The sequence below is a fragment of the Dyella thailandensis genome (assembly GCF_050749815.1).
Lineage (GTDB): Bacteria > Pseudomonadota > Gammaproteobacteria > Xanthomonadales > Rhodanobacteraceae > Dyella_A.
The window spans coordinates 2,687,704-2,707,823 of sequence record NZ_CP192735.1 but is presented as its reverse complement, the minus strand read 5'-3'; the positions used below and the strand labels follow the sequence as shown (position 1 = coordinate 2,707,823).

The window sequence follows — 20,120 nt, the reverse complement described above, 5'->3', positions numbered from 1 at the left end:
GGCTCAGTCGCTGTGCGGTCGATCCGACGCGCGACGTTGCGGCACCGCCACCAGGCGGGTGGGTTGAGAGGCCGCCCCGGCCGGTTGCCCGGGGCGTGGTGGCGGCGCGGCCGGACGCCGCTGGCGCGACTGCAGCGCGCTGGCCATCAGGTTGAACGCCGCAAACAGGCGGCCAAGCTCGTCGCGGCGAGTCAGGCGGATGCGATAGCGAAGATCGCCACGCGCCACCCGCAGCATGGCGTCGCCGGCCATGCCCAGCGATGCCAGCAGTCGGCGGAACAGGACGTATGCGGCTCCGAGCACCGCCAGCAGGGTCACCAGCAGCACGGCGGCGATCGCGCCGAGCGTGGTCTTCTGCGCGGCGCGCAGCGGCGCGCGGCTGATGCCCAGGCGCAGCGTGCCCACCGTGGCGGCCTGGTAGTGGATGGGCGTGTTGAACAGCAGCAGGCCATCGCTGCCGCCATCGTCGCCGCGGTAGCTGTCGATCTCGCCGCGGCTGGCCAGGGCATGGCCGGACAGCGGCGGCAGTGCGGCCCCCACCTCCTGCGCGCGCGTGCTGGCGATCACCTCGCCGTGGCGATCGGCCACCGCCAGGTAGCGGATCTGCTGGTTGCGCGCCATGTCCTCCACCAGCGCGCGGGTGGCGGCGCGGTCGCCGAGCAGCAGGTCTTCGGCCGATTCACTCGCCACCATGCGCCCGAGCGAACTGCCGAAGTCCAGCGCCAGTCCGCTCACCGCACGGCCCTGCATGGCGTAGATCGCCGCCATGCCGGCGATCAGCACCAGCGCCAGCACGCCGCCGAGCACGGCCGACCAGCGCCAGCGCAGCGACACGATGCGGCTCACCAGGGGCTGTTCGTGCAGCCGCTCGTACTCGCGCTGCGCCATGCGCAGGTCTTCGGCCAGCTCGGCGCCGCGCTGGTAGCGCGCCGAGGCCTCCGGCGCGAGCAGGGTATGCACGATGTCGGTGAGGATCGCCGGCGCGGCGGCGTCCAGCGGTTCCAGCGGCGGAAGCGGGTGCTGCAGGCGTTCGTCCAGCAGGCGCGGCACGTCGGCGGTCTCGGTCCACGGCAGCTTGCCGGCCAGCAGCCAGTACAGCACCACACCGAGCGAGAACAGGTCGCTGCGCGCGTCGGTGGGCTCGCCGCGCAGGTGCTCGGGCGCCATGTAGGCCGGCGTGCCGCCAATCTCGTCGCGCGGCCCGCCGACCGGCCGGGTGCCGCGGCGCTCGGCGATGCCGAAATCGGCGATCTTGGCCTGCCGCCAGCCGTCGGCCAGCATGATGTTTTCCGGCTTGATATCGTGGTGGACCACGCCGTTGGCGTGGGCGTAGTCGAGCGCGCTGGCCATCTGCATGGCCAGCTCCAGCACCACCGGCAGGGGCGGCAGGCCCTCGCGCGCGACGCGGCTGGCGAGGGTGTCGCCGGGCAGCCGCTCCATGGCGAGATAGGGCTGGCCGTCGGCGGTCTCGCCCACGTCGAACAGCGTGACGATGTGCGGATGGGTCAGATGCCCGGCCGCGCGTGCCTCGACCAGAGAGCGCCGACGGTAGCCGGCATCGGCGGCGACGCCGGCATGCAGGCACTTGATCGCCACTTCGCGCTCGATCTGCGGGTCGTAGCCGGCGTAGACCACGGCCATGGCGCCGCGGCCGAGCACGCCCTCGATGCGGTAGCGGTCGATCGTGCGGGGCAGGTTGGGGTCGCGCACGTGGCGAGCGCTCAGCCCAGCAGCCACCAGCCGAGCGTGCCCAGCACCGCCAGCACCGCGACCCCGGCCGCGATTCGGCGGGTCCACAGCAGGCGAGAGGCGCGGGCATCGCGGGTGAGGAACACGAACTCCGCCTGGCCCAGCCGCACGCGGTCGCCGTGGCGCAGGATCGCTTCATGCACACGCCGGCCGTTGACGAACGTGCCGTTGGTCGAAAGCGTGTTCATGATCATCGTGTGGCCCTGCTGGTTGATGATCCAGGCGTGCGATGCGGACACGCTGATGTCGTCCACCACGATGTCGCTGTCGCGGCGTCGGCCGATCGTCTGCCGCCCGCTGCGCAGCGCGAAACGGCGCCGGTTCAGCCCGGCGCCGCGCCCTTCCAGGACCGGTTGCGCCACGCTCGCGCCTTCCTCGATCTGCGGCATCGAATCGGCGGCGTAGCGGTGCAGTTCGTCGGCGGTGAACAGGCGCGTGCCCTGCGGTCCGGACGAACGCATGCCGTGGACGATACGGGGCGAGGGAGCAGGGCCGTTCATGCGATGGAGGGATCCCGAAGTAGGAAGTTGCCGAGCTTACCCGGGGCGGTACGTGCCCCGCGTTCCGGACGTCGCTTCCTGTGACGGATCCGGGTCGTGAAACTTGAACAAGTTGCCCGTCGATCCGGCGTGACGGGGCGCACAGTCCCGCGTGCGGCTCAGTCCAGGAACAGTCCGATCACGTCGTTGAGGAAGCGCTGGCCCTGCGCGGTGGTCTGCAATCGGGCGGCATCGTCGGTCAGCCAGCCGCGGCGGCGGGCGTCCTGCAGCGGCGCTTTTAGACGCTCGGGATCGAGCCCGGTGCGCGCGGCGAAGTCGCCCATCGGCACGCCGTCGATCAGCCGCAGCGCGTTGAGCATGTACTCGAACGGCAACTCGGCGGCGTCGACCGTGCCGTCGCCGCCGATCCGCGCCGGCCCACCGGCTGCTTCCAGGTAGGCGCGGGGCAGCTTCGCCTTCCAGCGCCGATGCACCTGTCCGGTGGAGGTGTCGCTCAGCTTGCCGTGGGCGCCGGCGCCGATGCCCAGGTAGTCGCCGAACTGCCAGTAGTTGAGGTTGTGCGTGCAGCGTCGGCCCGGTCGGGCGTAGGCCGAAATCTCGTACTGGCCGTAGCCCGCGGCGGCCAGTGCGGCCTCGCAGGCTTCCTGCATCGCCCAGGCGTGGTCGTCGTCGGGCAGCGGCGGCGGATTGTCGGCGAAGGCGGTGTTCGGCTCCAGCGTGAGCTGGTAATGCGAGAGGTGCGTGGGTGCGAGCGCCACGGCGCGGGCTATGTCGGCCAGCGCGCCGTCCAGCGTCTGCTCGGGCAGGGCGTACATCAGGTCGAGATTGATGTTGGCGTAGCCGGCGTCCTGCGCCGACTTCACCGCCGCCTCGGCCTCGGCGGCGGAGTGGATGCGGCCTAGCCGGCGCAGCTTGTCGTCGTCGAAGCTCTGGATGCCGAACGAGAGCCGGTTCACTCCTGCGGCGAGGTAGCCGTCGAAGCGGCCGTGCTCGACCGTGCCGGGGTTGGTTTCCAGCGTAATCTCGGCGTTGTCGGCGAACGGCAACCGGGCGCGGGCGCCGTCGAGAAAGCGGTCGACCAGCTCGGGCGCGAACAGGCTGGGCGTGCCGCCGCCGAAGAACACGCTGACGATAGTGCGACCGCGCAGCGCGGCGCCGAAGTCGGCCAGATCGGCGTCGAGGTCGGTCAGCAGCACATCGATGTAATCGGCGTAGGGCGGCGGTGCATCGCGCAGGCCGTGCGAGTTGAAGTCGCAGTAAGGGCACTTCTTTACGCACCACGGCATGTGCACGTACAGCGACAGCGGCGGCGCGATCAGGGCCATGTCAGGCAGCGAGATCGGCCAGTCGTGCGTGCAGCTGCGCCAGCGCCTGGCCGCGGTGGCTGATGCGGTTCTTCAGCGCCTTGTCCAGCTCGGCGGCTGCCAGCGTGTGGCCGTCGGGCAGGAACAGCGGGTCGTAGCCGAAGCCGCCCTCGCCGCGTGGCGCATGCAGCACGCGGCCGTGCCAGCGGCCCTCGGCGACCAGCGGAGCCGGATCGTCGGCATGGCGCAGCAGCACCAGCACGCAGATGAAGAAGGCGCGGCGCTCGGCATCGGGGCGGCCGTCCAGTGCGCGCAGCAGCTTGGCGTTGTTCGCGGCGCTGTCGCCGTGGCCACCGGCATAGCGCGCCGAGTACAGGCCGGGCGCACCGCCGAGGGCGTCCACGCATAGGCCGGAGTCGTCGGCCAGCGATGGCAGTCCGGTCACCTGCGCGGCGTGGCGCGCCTTGAGCAGCGCGTTCTCGACAAAGGTGAGGCCGGTCTCCTCGATATCCTCCACGCCCAGCTGGCCCTGCGCGATCACCTCGAAGTCGGCGTCAGCCAACAGCTGACCGAACTCGGCGAGCTTGCCGCGGTTGCCGCTGGCCAGGACGATGCGGCCCATCGCTCAGCCTTCCGCCAATGCAGCGCGCTGGGCAGCGACCAGTTCGGCCACGCCCTTCTCGGCCAGCGCCAGCAGCGCGTCCATCTCGTCGCGGCGGAACGCGTGGCCCTCGGCGGTGCCCTGTACCTCGATGAAGCCGCCGCCGTCGTTCATCACCACGTTCATGTCGGTGTCGCAGTTCGAATCCTCGGCGTAGTCGAGGTCGAGCACGGGCACGCCCTGGTAGATGCCCACCGACACCGCCGCTACAGCGCCGATGATCGGGTTGCGCTTGAGGTTCTCGCGCGCCATCAGGTGGTTCACCGCATCGACCAGCGCCACGTAGGCGCCGGTGATCGCCGCGGTGCGAGTGCCGCCGTCGGCCTGGATCACGTCGCAGTCCAGCGTGACCACGCGTTCGCCCAGCGCCTGGCGGTTGACGCAGGCGCGCAGGCTGCGGCCGATCAGCCGCTGGATCTCCATGGTGCGCCCGCCCTGGCCGCCCTTGGCCGCCTCGCGCTGCATGCGCGTGTGGGTGGCGCGCGGCAGCATGCCGTATTCGGCGGTGACCCAGCCCTCGCCCTTGCCGCGCAGCCACGGCGGCACGCGGTCTTCGATGCTGGCGGTGCACAGCACGCGGGTGTCGCCAAAGCTCACCAGCACCGAGCCTTCGGCGTGGCGGGTGAAGCGGCGTTCGATGGTGATCGGGCGCAGCTGGTCGCTGGCGCGGCCGCTCGGGCGGCTGACGGTTTGCATGGGTCGGGGAGCCTGGTTGGGCAGGGCAGGGCCGGAAAGTTTACCATTGCGCTCTTTTTCGCATGTCCGCAAAGGCTTCCATGATCCGCAGCATGACTGCCTACGCCTCGGCCGAGCTGGCCGGACCCACCGGCACGCTCAGCTGCGAGCTGCGCACGGTTAATCATCGGTACCTGGAAATCAGCCCGCGGCTGCCGGACGAACTGCGCGGTTTCGAATCGCTGCTGCGCGAGCGCGTGGCGACCCGGCTGTCGCGCGGCAAGCTCGATCTGACGGTGCGTCTGCGCGGCGAGGATCGCGGCGAATCGTTGCGGGTCAACGCGGCCACCCTGGCGCGGCTGGGTGAACTGGCGCGGGAGCTGCAGCCGCGCTTTCCCACGATGCAGGTGGAGTTCACCGAGCTGCTGCGCTTTCCCGGCGTGCTCGATCGCGCCGAGGTCGACAACGACGCCCAGCAGGCGGCCCTGTTCGACGTGCTCGACCGCGCGCTCGATGCGCTCACCGCCACCCGCGAACGCGAGGGCGAGAAGACCGCGCAGATGCTGCGCGAACGGCTCGACGCGATCGAGCGGGTGGTCGCCGATGTGCGCGGCTGGATGCCGGAGATCCGCACTGCGCTGCGCGCCCGGCTGGAATCGCGTCTGGCCGATATCAAGCAGCCGGCCGACCCGGGCCGCTTGGAGCAGGAGCTGGTGCTGCAGATCACCCGCGCCGACGTGGACGAGGAGCTGGACCGCCTCACCACCCACATCGCCGAGGCGCGCCGCGTGCTCGGTCTGGCTGAGCCGGTGGGCCGGCGACTGGACTTCCTGATGCAGGAGTTCAACCGCGAGGCGAACACGCTGGGTTCGAAGTCGGTGGACGCGCGCAGCACCAATGCGGCGGTGGAGCTGAAGGTGCTGATCGAGCAGATGCGCGAACAGGTGCAGAACATCGAATGAGCGCGCCCGCGGCAGGAACCCTTTTCGTGGTGGCCGCGCCGTCCGGTGCGGGCAAGTCCACCCTGGTCAACGCGCTGCTGGAGGTCGAGCCGTCGATCTCGCTGTCGGTGTCGCACACCACGCGGCCGCCGCGCACGGGCGAGCAGTACGGCCGGCATTACTACTTCGTCGAGCGCGCCGAATTCGAGCGCGAGGTGGCCGAGGGCATCTTCCTCGAGCACGCCGAGGTGCACGGCAACCTCTACGGCACCTCGCGCACTACGGTGGACGGCCTGCTGGCGCAGTCGCGCGACGTGCTGCTGGAGATCGACTGGCAGGGCGCGCGGCAGATCCGCGCGAGCAAGCCGGAGTGCGTGAGCGTATTCATCCTGCCGCCCTCACGGCCGGAGCTGGAGCGGCGCCTTCGCGGCCGCGGCTCGGACGCGCCGGAGGTGATCGAGCGCCGCTTGCACAACTCGCGCGAGGAAATCGCGCACGCGCACGAATTCGATTACATCGTGGTGAATGACCGCTTCGAGGACGCGCTGGCCGACCTGCGTGCGATCGTGCGCGCGGTGCGCCTGCGCAGCACGTTGCAGTGGGCGCGCCACGAGATGCTGATCGCCGACCTGCTGGCGCCCTGACACACCGCGCGAACTTGCGCCGCCGCGGCAGAACTTGCGCCCGTGGCGGCGGTCTGCGACAGGCTGCCGCGCGATGGCGCCATACGCGGCGTTCCGTTACCTTGTTCCTCTTTGGCTTCTTCTCCCCGCCCTCATGACCGAACCCGTCCGCACGCCGACCGATGCCGAGCCGCTGGTGCGCGTCCGTGGCCTGACCACGGTGCTCAACGGCAAGACGATCTTCGACGCGCTGGACATGGACATCCCGCGCGGCAAGATCACCGCGATCATGGGTCCCAGCGGCACCGGCAAGACCACGCTGCTCAAGCACATCACCGGGCAGATGCACGGCGACCGCGGCGAGGTGTGGGTGGATGGCCAGAACGTGGCGGGCCTGCCGCGCGAGAAGCTGTTCAAGCTGCGCGAGCAGATCGGCTACCTGTTCCAGAACTCGGCGCTGCTGACCGATTTCGACGTGTTCGAGAACGTCGCCTTCCCGCTGCGCCAGCACACCGATCTGCCGGAAGAACTGATCCGCAACGTGGTGCTGCTGAAGTTGCAGTCGGTGGGCCTGCGCGGTGCCGCCGCGCTGATGCCCAGCGAGCTGTCCGGCGGCATGGCGCGGCGCGTAGCGCTGGCGCGGGCGATCGTGTTCGACCCGAAGCTGATCCTCTACGACGAGCCGTTCGTGGGCCTGGATCCGATCGCGCTGAACCAGGTGCTGAAACTGATCCGCACGCTCAACGACACGCTGGGCATCACCAGCGTGCTGGTGGCGCATGAGCTCGACGCGATCAAGCACGTGGCCGACCACGTCTACCTGATCGCCAACGGCAAGGTGGTGGCGCAGGGCGATCCGAAGACCATCGCCGACGACGGTTCGCCGTGGACGCGGCAGTTCTTCGGTGGCGAGGCCGACGGCCCGGTGCCGTTCCAGTACCCGGCGGGCGATTACGCCCAGTCGCTCGGTTTTCCGCGGAGCCAGGCATGAGCGCGCAGCCCCAACGCAACGCGGTGACCGAGGCACTGGCGCAGATCGGCGCCTGCGGCCTGTTCCTGCTGACCATCCTGGCAGCCGTGCCGCGCAGCTTCCGCCACGGTCGCGAGACCGTGCGCCAGCTGTGGTTCACCGGCGCAATGAGCCTCACCATCATCATGACCTGCGGCCTGTTCGTGGGCATGGTGCTGGGCCTGCAGCTGTACTACGTGCTGTCGATCTTCGGCGGCACTGCGGCCAGCGGCACGGTGGTGGCGATCGCGATCTACCGCGAGCTGGGTCCGGTGGTCACGGCGCTGCTGTTCGCCGGCCGCGCGGGCACCTCGATCACCGCCGAGATCGGCCTGATGCGGGCCACCGACCAGATCGCCGCGATGGAGATGATGGCGGTCGACCCGATCGCCTACGTCGCCGCGCCGCGCTTCCTCGCCGGCGTGATCGCGATGCCGCTGCTGTGCTGCGTGTTCTGCGCGCTGGGTGTGTTCGGCGGTCACCTTGTTGGCGTGACCTGGCTGGGCATCGACAACGGCACGTTCTGGTCGAACATGACCTCCACCGTCGACGTGTGGAAGGACGTGGTCAACGGCGTGATCTACAAGAGCCTGGTGTTCGGTGCGGTGGTTTCGCTGATCGCCGTGTTCCAGGGCTACACCACGGCGCCGACCAGCGAGGGCGTGGCCTACGCCACCACGCGTACCGTGGTCGCCTCGTCCATCGCCATCCTGGCGCTGGATTTCGTGCTCACCGCCTTCCTGATGTGACTCCCGTGATTTCTTCCGTCTCTTCCGCTTCGAGGATCGTGCCGTGACCCAGCGAAAATCCTATGCCGTCGGCACCGGCCTGTTCATCGTGCTCGGCTTTGCCGCACTGGCCTACCTGGCGACCCAGACCACCTCGGTCGCCAACGTGCACCAGGGGCCCAGCTATACGGTGTCCACCCATTTCGCCAACGTCGGCCAGCTCAAGGAGCGCGCGCCGGTGAAGATCGCCGGCGTACGCGTGGGCCAGGTGGAATCCATTGCGCTGGAGCCGGGCAAGGAAGTGGCCGACGTCACCCTCTCGATCGACAAGAAGTACAACCAGATCCCGATCGACTCGGTGGCCACCGTGTTCACCAGCGGCCTGCTGGGCGACCAGTACGTGGGCCTGCAGTTCGGCAGCGCGAAGAAGTTCGTGAGCGACGGCGGCACGCTGGCGCTGAGCAAGTCGACCGAGCCGCTGGAGGCGATGCTGGGCAAGTTCTTCGGCGCGGGCGCCTCGGCCGACAACCTCGGCGGCACCTACACGGTGAAGGCCCGCTTCACCAACGTCGGTGCACTGTCGCCGGGCGCCCCGGTGAAGATGGCCGGCGTGGCGATCGGCAGCGTGCAGTCGGTGCAGGCCGACCCGGTCAAGCTCGACGCGCTGGTGACCCTGGCGATCGACAAGAAGTACGACCAGATTCCGGACGATTCCTCGGCTGCGGTATTCACCAGCGGTTTGATCGGCAGCCAGTATGTTGCGGTGCAACCCGGCGGCTCCCCCGACATGCTCAAGGACGGTGACGAGATGATCCTCACCCAGTCCGCGATGCAGCTGGAGGACCTGATCGGCAAGTTCCTGGTCAACGGCTCGCCCAGCGACAAGGGCGGCAACAAGCCCGCCGACGGCGCGAAGTAACCGCGCGACCATCGACCTTCTCCCCTAGGAGTTTCCCCATGCTGCGTCCCCTGGCACTCGCTCTCGCCCTGACCCTCGGCGCTTCGCTGGCCGCCCCTGCGCTGGCGCAGGACACCGCTGCGGCGGCCTCCGCCCAGCAGACCCCCGAGCAGGTCGTGAAGACGATCGCGCACGACCTGGATACCACCATCGCCGGTCACAAAGACGAGTTGAAGAACAACCGCGAAAAACTCATCGCGGTGATCGACGACGTCTTCCTGCCGCACTTCGACATCGACTACGCCTCCATCCTGGTGCTCGGCCAGCACGCGCGCGAGGCCACGCCGGCCGAACGCGAGCGCTTCGCCAAGGCGTTCTACAACTCCATCACCAACCGCTACGCCGAGGGCCTGCTGAACTACACCAAGGGTGCCGTGGTGGTGCTGCCGTTCAACGGCGACCTCAACGACAAGCGCACCGTGGTGCGCACCCAGGTGGTGCTCGAGGACGGCAAGAAGGTGTCGGTGGACTACGCCTTCCGCAAGAGCCGCAACGGCGACTGGAAGGCCTACGACGTGATCATCGAAGGCATTTCCTACGTCACCAACTACCGCAACCAGGTGGATGCGGAGATCCGCAAGGTCGGCATCGACCAGCTGATCACCAACCTGGAGACGCGCGGCGAGGATGCGCTCAAGACGATGGAGAAGGACGGCAAGGCATCGTGAGCCAGAGCGGATTCCAGCTCGAAGCGCGCGACGACGCCACGCTGGCGGTGAGCGGTGTGCTGACCTTCGACACCGCGCATGCCGCCCTGCTGGCGCTGCGCGGGAAGCTCGCCAGCGGATCGTTCAGTGCGCTGGACCTGGCGGGCGTCGCCCGCGGCGACAGCGCAGGCCTGTCGTGCCTGCTGGTGGTGCTTGCCGAGGTGCGTGCGCGTGGGCGGGTGCTGAGCGTGCGGCATCTTCCTGCGGGCCTGCACGCCCTGGCGCAGGTTTGCGAGGTCGAGGATCTGCTCGCGGCCTGACCGCTCCGCTGGACCGCCAAGAAAAAAGGGCCCCGTGGGGCCCTTTTTTCTTGGCTGGGACGGTGCCGTAGCGCCCGCGATCAGCCCTTGCCGCCGGAGCCGTTGCTCTGATCCGGATGCTTGTTTTCCCACTGATGCTGCTCTTCGAGCAGCTGGTCGGGATCGAAGTTGTCCTGGTCCAGCCCTTGCATCTGCTCGATCAGGCTGGCCGGTGGATTGCCGTCGTAGATCTTGTAGAGACGGCGCTGGCGATAGGCGTCGCGCACGAACACATACGGGTCGTAGGCGGACTGCAGGAAACCCTCCGCATCGAACGCGCGCGAGCGCAGGTTTACCAGGTAGACCAGCTGCGGCAGGTACTGCTGGCCGTAGTGGTAGCTGTGGTTGCGCGCGTAAATCGTCAGCGGGTCGAAGAAGTAGCCGTCCACCGGCACCTGCCACACATCGCGCACCGTGGTCGGGCCGAGGAAAGGCAGCATCAGGTAATCGCCCTCGGGCACACCCCAGCGGGCGAGAGTGACGCCGAAGTCGTTGCTCTCGATCGGCAGCCCCAGCGAGCTGGCCGGATCGAACAGGCCGCCGATACCCAGCGTCAGGTTGATCAGGAACCGCCCGGTGCTCTGCAGCGCCTGCTTCGGACGCGCCTGGAGCAGGTCGTTGGCCACCGTCACCGGCATGCGCAGGTTGGTGAAGAAGTCGCCCACCGAGCGGCGCACCGGCGGATTGGTCACCTTGCGATAGCCCACCGCGACGGGGCGGATCACCGCCTTGTCGAGCGAGTCGTTGAACGCGTAAACCTTGCGGTTGTACTTCTCCAGCGGGTCGTCATTGCGCGGCTTGGCAATGGTGCAGCCGGCCAGCAGGGCGATCGCGCCGAGGACGGCCGCGCGGCGCAGCCAGGAAGGGAGTCGTGGGTGAAGCATTCGGTCTCGAATCCGTCGCTGAACCGGGGAAGGAAGAAAGTGTACTGTCTGGTTTTATATTATGCACGGGTTTCGCGGCGCTTTCGCCTCCTGGCCGCGGTGCAACCGGGCATGATACGCGCTGGTCGATTGCCAGCAAAGCGTACCCTGGATACACTGAACGACCTTCCAAGTTGCTTTACCGCCTGAGGATTTCGCATGGCACGCATTACCGTGGAAGACTGCCTTGAGGTGGTCGACAACCGTTTCGAACTGGTGCTGATGGCGACCAAGCGCGCCCGCCAGCTGTCCAAGGGCGCCGATCCGGCGGTCAACCCCGACCACGACAAGCCGACTGTGCTGGCTCTGCGCGAGATCGCTGATCGCCGCATCGACCAGGCAACCATCGACGAGATCGACAAGGCCGAGCGTGAGCGCGCCGAGCGCGAGGCGCTGGAGTGGGCGGCGGCCGAGGTGGACGACGATCTCTCCAAGGGCGGGGACGACTGAGCATGACCGTCGGCGGCCCGATGCATGAAGGCGCTGCGCGGGCTGTGGCCCGGCGCAGCGTTCGTGCGTGCGCCGGCGCCGTCGCAATGCCCGCCCCGCACGGGGTGCCTGTCTGAGCGGGCAGCGCATTCCCGCGCCCATCGCCGCGGCAGATCCTTCGGAAGCCGCGGTGTTGCCGGACTACGTGCTGGCACTCAAGGATCGACTGACTTACCTTCCGGCCGACCAGGTCGAGCGCGTGGTCCGCGCCTATCGCATTGGCGCCGTGGCGCACGCCGGCCAGGCCCGCAAGAGCGGCGAGCCGTACATCACCCATCCCATCGCGGTGGCCGGCATCCTCGCCGAGCTGGGCCTGGATGCCGAGACCATCATCGCGGCGATCCTGCACGACACGCTTGAGGACACCCAGCTCAGCCGCGCCGAGCTGGCGGGAGAGTTTGGCGAGACCGTGGCCGAGCTGGTCGACGGCGTCACCAAGCTCGACAAGATGCGCTTCAGCAATCGCCAGGAAGCCGACGCGGAAAGCTTCCGCAAAATGCTGCTGGCGATGGCGCGCGACATCCGTGTGATCCTGATCAAGCTGGCCGATCGCCTGCACAACATGCGCACGCTGGGCGCGAAGGACACCTCCTCGCGCCGGCGTATCGCGCGCGAGACGCTGGAGATCTACGCGCCGATCGCCCAGCGCCTGGGCATGAACAAGTTCAAGGCCGAGCTGCAGGACCTGGGCTTCCGCGGCCTGTATCCGGACCGCTACCGCGTGATCAGCGAGCGCATTCGCGCCGCGCTGGGCAACCGCCGCGAGGCGATGGGCAAGATCGAGGCCGCGCTGACCCAGCGGCTGGCCTCGGAGCATGTGGTGGCACGCGTGGTGGGGCGGATCAAGTCGCCGTGGAGCATCTATTCGAAGATGCGCAACGAGCACAAGACCTTCGCCCAGCTGATGGACGTCTACGGCTTCCGCGTGGTGGTCGACAGCGCCATGCAGTGCTACATGGCGCTGGGCGCGGTGCACACGCTGTACAAACCAGTGGATCGCCGCTTCAAGGACTTCATCGCGATCCCCAAGGCCAACGGTTACCAGTCGCTGCACACCGTGTTGCTGGGGCCGTTCGGCGCGCCGATCGAGGTGCAGATCCGCACCGCCGAAATGGATTCGGTGGCCGAACGCGGCGTGGCGGCGCACTGGGCCTACAAGACCGACTCGGGCCCGGCCAACAGCGCGCAGGCGCGCGCGCGCGAGTGGCTGTCCTCGCTGGCCGACAGCCAGGCCAACACTGCCTCGTCGAGCGAATTCATCGAGAACGTCAAGATCGACCTGTTCCCGGACGAGGTCTATCTGTTCACGCCGCGCGGGGACATCCTCTCGATGCCGCGCAACGCCACCGCGCTGGATTTCGCCTACGCCGTGCATACCGACGTCGGCCATCACGCGGTGGCCGCACGCGTGGACAAGAAGCTGGTGCCGCTGCGTACCCGGCTCGAATCCGGTCAGCTGGTGGAGATCATCACCGCGCCCTCGGCCGTGCCCAACCCGGCCTGGCTGGAGTCGGTGGTCACCGGCAAGGCGCGCACGGCGATCCGCCAGTTCCTCAAGCACCTGCAGCACGAGGACGCCGTGGATTTCGGCCATCGCATGCTTGATCGCGCGCTTGACGCGCTGGGCAGCAGCCTGGACGGCATCGCGCCGGCGGTGCTTGACCGCTTTCTCGCCGAGGCCAAGCTGCATCGGCTGGAGGAGTTGCTGGCCGACATCGCGCTGGGCAACCGCATGCCCGACCTGGTGGCCGCGCAGCTGGTCGCCGCGCGCGGCAAGCGCTCGCGTGCGCTCATCCCGGCGCCGAGCAGCGAGAAGATCCGCATCACCGGCGCTGAGCGCGGCGTGCTCAGCTTCGCCAACTGCTGCCACCCGTTGCCGGGCGACGACATCGTCGGCTACCTCTCCTCCGGCAAGGGCATCGTGGTCCATCGCGAGGAGTGCCCGAACGTTGCCGAGTTGCGCAAGTCGCCCGAGCGCAAGGTGTCGATCGAGTGGGATCGCGATGTGCAGGGCGACTACCGCGCCGAGCTGCGCATCGAGGTCATCAATCGCCCCGGCGTGCTGGCCACGGTCGCCGCGGCGATCGCCGACGCGGACTCCAACATCGAGAACGTGGAGTACGTCGAGCGCGATGCCGCCGCGGCCACGTTGTTGTTCACGATGGAGGTGAAGAGTCGCCGCCATCTGGCCGAGGTGATCCGTCGCGTGCGCCGCACCGGCGTGGTCAGCGGCGCGCATCGTTATCCGCTGTAGCGGTTCTGCGCTTGCCTCGCGGCGGCTTGCGTCGCACGATGCGGCGCCTTTCCCATCATCCCTGCCACGAGGTGTTTCCATGTCCCGCAGCATCATCGCCACCGAGCGTGCGCCCGCAGCCATCGGCCCGTATTCGCAGGCCGTGCGGGCCGGCAATACGGTGTATTTCTCGGGTCAGATTCCGCTCGATCCGGCTACCGGTGCGCTGATCGAGGGCGACATCCAGGCGCAGACCCGCCGCGTCTTCGACAACCTAGCCGCCGTGGCCGAGGCCGCCGGTGGCTCGCTCGCGCAGATCGTGCGCGTGGGCATCTACGTCACCGACCTGGGCCACTTCGCCGAGGTCAACGCGGTGATGGCCGAGTATTTCCAGGCGCCGTATCCGGCGCGCTCGACGATCGAAGTGTCGGCGCTGCCCAAGGGCGCGCAGGTTGAGGTCGATGCGGTGATGGCGCTGGACTGAGCCGCCCGCGCGGCAGGCGCCCACGCGCGCTGATGCCGTGGCCGCTGCAGGAGGCGCGTCGCCTCCATTAGGCTTCTCCGATGCCTGCCCGAACTGCTGCCGCCCTGCCCACCATGGACGCCCCCGGACTGCGCCCGGTGGCGAGCCTGCCCGGCGTGGGCCCGGCGCTGGCCGAGACCTTGACGCGGCTGGGACTGGAGCGGGTGCAGGACCTGTGGTTCCACCTGCCGCTGCGCTACGAGGACCGCACCCGGGTCACCCCGATCGCCGACCTGCGCCCTGGCGACCGCGCCCAGGTCGAGGGCGTGGTGGAAGCGGTCGAGCGCGGCTTTCGCTTTCGTCCGCAGCTGAAGGTGGCGATCAGCGACGACTCGCGTGAGACGCTGCAGCTGCGCTTCTTCCATTTCCACCGCGCCCAGGCGGATCTGCTCAAACCCGGTACGCGGTTGCTCTGCTACGGCGAGGTGCGGCTGGGCAATCAGGGGCTGGAGATGGTGCATCCGCAGTACGAACGGCTGGCCGGCAGCACGCCGGCGGCGATGAGCGAACTGCTGACGCCGGTGTATCCCACCACCGAGGGGCTGGGCACCAAGCGGCTGGCCAGCGTGATCGCCAAGGCGCTCGCGCTGCTGCCGCCCGAATCGGCGCTCGAACTCATTCCTCCGGCGCTGTGCGCGGCCCACGGCCTGACGTCGCTGCGCGAGGCGCTGCTCTATGTCCACCGCCCGCCGGCCGATGCGCATCTGGGGCAGCTCACGCTGGGGATTCATCCGGCCCAGCAGCGATTGGCCTTCGAGGAGCTGCTGACCCAGCATCTGAGCCTGCGTCGCATGCGTGCGGCGGTGCGCCTGCGGCGTGCCCCGATGCTCGGTGGGGCGGGCGCCCTGCGAGCCCAGCTGTTGGCGTCGTTGCCGTTCACCCTCACCGCCGCGCAGCAACGCGTGACCGAGGAAGTGATCGCCGATCTCTCGCAGAGCAAGCCGATGCTGCGCCTGGTGCAGGGCGACGTGGGGTCGGGCAAGACGGTGGTCGCCGCGCTGGCCGCGCTGGCGGCGGTGGAGGCGGGGTATCAGGTGGCGCTGATGGCGCCCACCGAGTTGCTTGCCGAGCAGCACCTGCGCAACTTCCGCCACTGGCTGGAGCCGCTCGGCATCGCAGTCGAGTGGCTGGCTGGCAAGGTGCAGGGCAAGGCGCGCCAGCAGGCGCTTAAGCGCGTGGCGGAAGGGGCGCCGGTGATGATCGGCACCCACGCGCTGATGCAGGAGGGCGTCGCATTCGGCCGGCTGGGCCTGGTGATCGTCGATGAGCAGCACCGCTTCGGCGTGCACCAGCGTCTGGCCCTGCGCGACAAAGGGCTCGAGGGCGACCAGGTGCCCCACCAGCTGGTGCTCACCGCCACGCCCATTCCCCGCACGCTGGCGATGAGCGCCTACGCCGACCTGGACGTGTCGTCCATCGACGAGCTTCCCCCGGGGCGCACGCCGGTGCAGACCATTGCCGTCTCCAATGCCCGCCGGGCGGAGGTGATCGAACGCATTGCCGGCGCCTGTGGCGAGGGGCGGCAGGTGTACTGGGTATGCACGTTGATCGAGGAGTCCGAGCAACTGCGCGCGCAGGCAGCCGAAGTGGCGCACGCGGAGCTTTCCGCGGCCCTGGTCGGCCATGGCGTTGGCCTCATCCACGGCCGCATGAAGCCGAAGGAGAAGCGGGCGGTGATGGATGCCTTCAAGGCGGGCGAATTGGCCGTGCTGGTGGCCACCACGGTGATCGAGGTGGGGGTGGACGTGCCCAACGCCAGCCTGATGGTGATCGAGAACAGCGAGCGCCTGGGGCTGGCTCAGCTGCATCAGCTGCGCGGCCGGGTCGGCCGCGGCGCCGTGGCCTCCAACTGCGTGCTGCTGTACCAGCCGCCGATCGGCCAGCTGGCGCGCGAGCGCCTGCAGGTGATGCGCGAGACCAACGACGGCTTTCGCATCGCGGAGAAGGATCTGGAGCTGCGCGGCCCTGGCGAAGTGCTGGGCACGCGGCAGACCGGGCAACTCAGCTTCCGCATCGCCGACCTGGCCCGCGACGCCCATTTGCTCGATGCCGTGCATGAAGTGGGCGAGACGATGCTGCGCGACCATGCGCAGGCGGCCGGACAGCTGATCGAGCGCTGGATCGGCGGCGCGGCGCGCTATGCGCACGCGTGATGCGTTGTTCCGGGGGCAGCGTTGCGCTTAAGCTGACCGGCTCTGCATTCGCGTGACGGACCATGAGCAAGCCCCAACTCCTGATTGATACCGACCCCGGCGTTGACGATGCGCTGGCGATCCTGATGGCCCACGCCCATGCCGACGTGCTGGGCCTCAGCGTCGCGGCCGGCAACGTCGGACTCGGCCATACGGTGCGCAATGCGCGCACCCTGGTCGATCTGGTGGGCGCATCCACCCCGGTGTTTGCCGGCTGCCCCAGTCCGCTGGTGCGCCGGCCGGAGGAAGACGCCGCCTTCGTGCACGGCAGCGACGGCTTCGGCGATGTCGGCTTTGCCGAGCCGGCCGCGTCAGCCCAGGACGAGGCCGCTGCGCTCGCCATCGTGCGGTTGACCCGCGAGCATCCCGGCCAGCTCACCCTGGTAGCGCTGGCGCCGTTGACCAATCTGGCGCTGGCGCTGCGGCTGGATCCGTCGCTGCCCACGCGCGTGGCGCGCCTGGTGGTGATGGGCGGCGCCGTGACCGGGCAGGGCAATACCGGCAAGGTCCCGGCCGAGTTCAACATCGGCTTCGATCCCGAAGCGGCGCACGTGGTGTTCGAGGCGTTCCCGCACTTCGATCTGGTCGATTGGGAGGCCACCTTGCGCTACGCCTTCGACGAGGACGAGTTCGATCGCTGGCTGGCCGCGGGCGATGCGCGAGCGGACTTCTTCGGCAAGGTGTTCGGCACCGCGCGGGCGTTCAATCGCAGTCACGGTCGGCGCGGGGTGATCGCTGCCGATGCGCTGGCGATGGCCGTGGCGATCGATCCGTCCATCGTCACCCGCAGCGAAACCCGGCATGTGGCGGTGGAGCTCGACGGCCGCCTGACCCGCGGTGCAACCGTGGTGGACTGGGCCGATCGGCTGAAGCGTCCGGCCAACGCCAACATCGTCCTGGAGCTCGACGCGGAGCGCTTCGCCGGCATGGTGCGCCGCGCCCTGGGCGCGCCCTAGCGCTGGCCGGTTGACCCGCGCAAGCGCCGCGTTGTACAATGCCGCTCTTTTCACCCACCGCTTTGAGCCTGTCATGAAGCCCGATACCCATCCGAACTACCGCCCGGTGGTGTTCCAGGACCTCTCGTCCGAGTTCGCGTTCCTGACGCGTTCGACGATTGCCACCAAGGAAACCGTCAAGTGGGAAGACGGCAACGAGTACCCGCTGGTCAAGGTGGATATCTCCAGCCATTCGCACCCGTTCTACACCGGCAAGCAGAAGACGCTGGACGTCGGCGGTCGCGTCGACAAGTTCCGTCGTCGCTACGCGCAGAAGTAAATCTTGTCGTGACCTCGGCCGGCGCATCGTCGCCTGCCGACCGGGCATCGAACACGGGGCAGGCCGCGGTCTGCCCCGTGTTTTTTTGCGCCCGACACTAGACCATCCGCTGACGGATGTCGGCGATGGGGTTGTGCGATAATGGCGAGCCCAGGTGCCACGGCGCCTGCTGCAGCGCCGGTTTCCCCGCCGCCGCTGCCCCGATTCCCTCGCCAGCCGGAGCCGTCTTGCGGCCGCGGCGGCGGTGACATACGTGAAGGAGGTTTCCGTGTCCGATGCAAAGATCGTCAAGCTGACCGACGAGTCGAACAACCGCAGCAGCGAGCTGCCCCTGGTGAGTGGCACGCTGGGCCCGTCGTGCATCGACCTGGGCACGCTGTACAAGGACACCGGCCACTTCACCTACGACCCCGGTTTCGGCAGCACCGCCAGCACCAAGAGTGCGATCACCTACATCGATGGCGACGAGGGCGTGCTGCTGTATCGCGGCTACCCGATCGAGCAGCTCGCCGAGCATTCGAACTTCCTGGAAGTATCGTACCTGCTGCTCAATGGCGAGCTGCCGAAAAAGGAAGAGTTCGCCACCTTCGAGCACCAGATCACGCATCACACGATGATGCACGAGTCGCTGAAGAACTTCTTCCAGGGCTTCCATCACAACGCCCACCCGATGGCCATGCTGGCCGCCTCGGTAGCCTCGCTGTCGGCCTTCTATCATGACGACCTCGACGTCGATAACGCGGACGACCGCAAGCTCGCCGCGATCCGCCTGATCGCCAAGATGCCGACCATCGCCGCGGCTGCGTACCGCTATTCGATCGGCTGGCCGATGCGCTATCCGCGCAACAACCTCGAGTACGTCACGCGCTTCCTGCACATGATGTTCGAGGTGCCCAGCGAGCCGCTGACGCTCAATCCGGTGGCGGCCAAGGCGCTGGATCTGCTGTTCATCCTGCACGCCGATCACGAGCAGAACGCCTCCACCTCGACCGTGCGCCTGGTCGGCTCCACCGGCGCCAACCCGTACGCCTCGATCGCCGCGGGCATCACCGCGCTGTGGGGTCCGGCGCACGGCGGCGCCAACGAGGCGGTGCTGAAGATGCTCGAGGAGATCGGCAGCCCGGACAAGGTCGAAACCGCGGTCAAGCGCGCGAAGGACAAGAACGACAACTTCCGCCTGATGGGCTTCGGCCACCGCGTCTACAAGAACTTCGATCCGCGCGCTAAGATCATCCGCGAGATGTGCCACAAGGTGCTGGCCGAGCTCGGCGTCAACGATCCGCTGCTGGACGTGGCGATGAAGTTGGAAGAGGCCGCACTGAAGGACGACTACTTCGTCGAGCGCAAGCTCTATCCGAACGTCGACTTCTACTCGGGCATCATCTACAAGGCGCTGGGTATCCCGACCGAGATGTTCACCGTGATGTTCGCCATCGCGCGCACCGCCGGCTGGATCGCGCACTGGATCGAGCAGCACGAGACCCCGGGGTCGCGTATCGGTCGTCCGCGTCAGGTCTACACCGGCGCTGCACCGCGCGACTTCGTGGCGGTCGCCAAGCGCTGAGCGCGCGGAGCGCGGCCGGGTGAACGACCCGGCCCACAAAACAACGCCCCGGCATGCCGGGGCGTTGTTGTTTTCGCCGTCGCGCTGGCTTAGCGCAGGGCCGCGAGTTTGCGTTCCAGGTCGTCGTCACCGTCTTCGAACAGCAGCTGTTCCACCGCGCTGACGCTGGCGCGCCGCATCGGTTTCTCGTCGATCCGGTCCAGCGGCGGCTGACGCAGCGAGTCGGTCGGCAGCACGGTGAGGTCGAACGGCAATCCGTCGGCGGAAAACAGCAGCACCGGATATTCCGCCGATTCGTCGCGACTCAGTCGCAGCCGGCGGGTCTGCGTTTCGAACGGCACGCCGTGCTCATCGAGAAAGCGCAGCACGTCGTCCGGATCCCCGGCAAACAGGTGCAGGCACACCGCCGAGTGCGCGTCCGCGGTGCCTTCGAGCGCGGCGCCGACCAGGCGCGGCTGGTAGGCCGCGAGAAAGCGCATCGCCTCCACCGCCGCTTCGCGACAACGGCGGACGCGCTGTGGCTGGGTGTCGGCCTGGAAGATCCGCTGATGCTCGCGTAGTGCCTGCTCGATCTCGTCGTTGCGCGGCAGGCTCTGCGTATCGAGGATGCCCAGCCTTTCGGAGGCCTTCAACTTGGCGTGGTGGAAGTCGCGGATGCCGTGCTCGCTCATCAGGCGGGCGGCTTCCTGGGCAACGCGCAAGCGATTGCGCTGCAGGCGGTCATGGGCGTGGATGCGGTGGTGCTCGCCTCGGGCCATGTCTCGCTC

The 20,120-nt window shown here is 68.5% G+C and carries 21 protein-coding genes; 14 read left to right on the top strand and 7 right to left on the bottom strand.

The genetic code is table 11. The features are described from left to right. Positions 1 to 3 precede the first annotated feature (3 nt). The 5 genes from ACQVBX_RS12515 to rph form a co-directional block, all read right to left on the bottom strand. Entirely contained in the window at positions 4 to 1,710 is a 1,707-nt protein-coding gene (locus ACQVBX_RS12515; RefSeq protein ID WP_431634430.1) for a protein kinase domain-containing protein, read from the bottom strand. 11 nt (positions 1,711 to 1,721) lie between these two features. Then, complete coding sequence (locus tag ACQVBX_RS12510) at positions 1,722 to 2,210, bottom strand: FHA domain-containing protein (RefSeq protein WP_431634429.1); 489 nt, start codon at positions 2,208 to 2,210, stop codon at positions 1,722 to 1,724. 197 nt (positions 2,211 to 2,407) lie between these two features. Beyond that, a complete protein-coding gene (gene hemW / locus ACQVBX_RS12505) occupies positions 2,408 to 3,574 on the bottom strand; it encodes a radical SAM family heme chaperone HemW (RefSeq protein WP_431634428.1) in 1,167 nt (388 codons plus the stop codon). Between the two features lies 1 nt (position 3,575). Further along, a complete protein-coding gene (gene rdgB, locus ACQVBX_RS12500; protein ID WP_431634427.1) occupies positions 3,576 to 4,175 on the bottom strand; it encodes an RdgB/HAM1 family non-canonical purine NTP pyrophosphatase in 600 nt (199 codons plus the stop codon). 3 nt (positions 4,176 to 4,178) lie between these two features. Next, complete coding sequence (gene rph, locus ACQVBX_RS12495) at positions 4,179 to 4,910, bottom strand: ribonuclease PH (RefSeq protein ID WP_431634425.1); 732 nt, start codon at positions 4,908 to 4,910, stop codon at positions 4,179 to 4,181. Positions 4,911 to 4,990: 80 nt separating this feature from the next. Between rph and ACQVBX_RS12490 the strand changes: the two genes are divergently transcribed. From ACQVBX_RS12490 to ACQVBX_RS12460, 7 genes are all read left to right on the top strand, one after another. Then, complete coding sequence (locus ACQVBX_RS12490) at positions 4,991 to 5,851, top strand: YicC/YloC family endoribonuclease (protein WP_431634424.1); 861 nt, start codon at positions 4,991 to 4,993, stop codon at positions 5,849 to 5,851. Continuing rightward, positions 5,848 to 6,474: a guanylate kinase gene (gene gmk / locus ACQVBX_RS12485; RefSeq protein ID WP_431634422.1), complete on the top strand. Its 627-nt coding sequence runs from the start codon at positions 5,848 to 5,850 to the stop codon at positions 6,472 to 6,474. Before ACQVBX_RS12490 ends, gmk begins: the two co-directional genes overlap by 4 nt. Before the next feature lie 133 nt (positions 6,475 to 6,607). Further along, on the top strand, positions 6,608 to 7,444 hold the full coding sequence (locus ACQVBX_RS12480) for an ABC transporter ATP-binding protein (RefSeq protein WP_431634421.1): 837 nt from the start codon (positions 6,608 to 6,610) through the stop codon (positions 7,442 to 7,444). Continuing rightward, complete coding sequence (gene mlaE / locus ACQVBX_RS12475; RefSeq protein WP_431634419.1) at positions 7,441 to 8,211, top strand: lipid asymmetry maintenance ABC transporter permease subunit MlaE; 771 nt, start codon at positions 7,441 to 7,443, stop codon at positions 8,209 to 8,211. Before ACQVBX_RS12480 ends, mlaE begins: the two co-directional genes overlap by 4 nt. Positions 8,212 to 8,254: 43 nt before the next feature. Then, positions 8,255 to 9,109, top strand: coding sequence for an outer membrane lipid asymmetry maintenance protein MlaD (mlaD, locus tag ACQVBX_RS12470; RefSeq protein ID WP_431634417.1), 855 nt, complete (start codon positions 8,255 to 8,257; stop codon positions 9,107 to 9,109). 38 nt (positions 9,110 to 9,147) lie between these two features. Further along, positions 9,148 to 9,816 carry an MlaC/ttg2D family ABC transporter substrate-binding protein gene (locus tag ACQVBX_RS12465; RefSeq protein WP_431634416.1) on the top strand — a complete coding sequence of 223 codons (669 nt, stop codon included), beginning with the start codon at positions 9,148 to 9,150 and terminating at the stop codon, positions 9,814 to 9,816. Further along, entirely contained in the window at positions 9,813 to 10,115 is a 303-nt protein-coding gene (locus ACQVBX_RS12460) for an STAS domain-containing protein (protein WP_431634415.1), read from the top strand. The genes ACQVBX_RS12465 and ACQVBX_RS12460 overlap by 4 nt, the downstream gene beginning before the upstream one ends. A gap of 80 nt (positions 10,116 to 10,195) precedes the next feature. On the opposite strand, the gene ACQVBX_RS12455 is transcribed toward ACQVBX_RS12460, so the two are convergent. Then, complete coding sequence (locus ACQVBX_RS12455) at positions 10,196 to 11,038, bottom strand: MlaA family lipoprotein (RefSeq protein WP_431634414.1); 843 nt, start codon at positions 11,036 to 11,038, stop codon at positions 10,196 to 10,198. A gap of 198 nt (positions 11,039 to 11,236) precedes the next feature. Here ACQVBX_RS12455 and rpoZ point away from each other — a divergent pair, with 198 nt between their 5' ends. The 7 genes from rpoZ to ACQVBX_RS12420 all read left to right on the top strand — a co-directional run bounded on the left by rpoZ (position 11,237) and on the right by ACQVBX_RS12420 (position 19,353). Further along, positions 11,237 to 11,527, top strand: a complete 291-nt coding sequence (gene rpoZ / locus ACQVBX_RS12450) for a DNA-directed RNA polymerase subunit omega (RefSeq protein ID WP_404630038.1) — start codon at positions 11,237 to 11,239, stop codon at positions 11,525 to 11,527. A gap of 139 nt (positions 11,528 to 11,666) precedes the next feature. Then, entirely contained in the window at positions 11,667 to 13,820 is a 2,154-nt protein-coding gene (locus ACQVBX_RS12445; protein ID WP_431638179.1) for a RelA/SpoT family protein, read from the top strand. Between the two features lie 79 nt (positions 13,821 to 13,899). Continuing rightward, on the top strand, positions 13,900 to 14,283 hold the full coding sequence (locus tag ACQVBX_RS12440; protein WP_431634412.1) for a RidA family protein: 384 nt from the start codon (positions 13,900 to 13,902) through the stop codon (positions 14,281 to 14,283). Between the two features lie 80 nt (positions 14,284 to 14,363). Then, the gene (gene recG / locus ACQVBX_RS12435) at positions 14,364 to 16,475 is read left to right on the top strand and encodes an ATP-dependent DNA helicase RecG (protein WP_431634410.1); all 2,112 of its coding nucleotides are present in this window, start codon (positions 14,364 to 14,366) and stop codon (positions 16,473 to 16,475) included. Positions 16,476 to 16,537: 62 nt separating this feature from the next. Continuing rightward, positions 16,538 to 17,470 carry a nucleoside hydrolase gene (locus ACQVBX_RS12430; RefSeq protein WP_431634409.1) on the top strand — a complete coding sequence of 311 codons (933 nt, stop codon included), beginning with the start codon at positions 16,538 to 16,540 and terminating at the stop codon, positions 17,468 to 17,470. A 73-nt stretch (positions 17,471 to 17,543) separates the two neighbouring features. Beyond that, on the top strand, positions 17,544 to 17,789 hold the full coding sequence (locus ACQVBX_RS12425) for a type B 50S ribosomal protein L31 (protein ID WP_266170673.1): 246 nt from the start codon (positions 17,544 to 17,546) through the stop codon (positions 17,787 to 17,789). Between the two features lie 268 nt (positions 17,790 to 18,057). Then, positions 18,058 to 19,353, top strand: coding sequence for a citrate synthase (locus ACQVBX_RS12420; protein WP_431634407.1), 1,296 nt, complete (start codon positions 18,058 to 18,060; stop codon positions 19,351 to 19,353). 89 nt (positions 19,354 to 19,442) lie between these two features. Here ACQVBX_RS12420 and ACQVBX_RS12415 read toward each other — a convergent pair whose 3' ends face one another. Next, positions 19,443 to 20,111 carry a hypothetical protein gene (locus ACQVBX_RS12415; protein ID WP_431634406.1) on the bottom strand — a complete coding sequence of 223 codons (669 nt, stop codon included), beginning with the start codon at positions 20,109 to 20,111 and terminating at the stop codon, positions 19,443 to 19,445. Between the last annotated feature and the right edge of the window lie 9 nt (positions 20,112 to 20,120).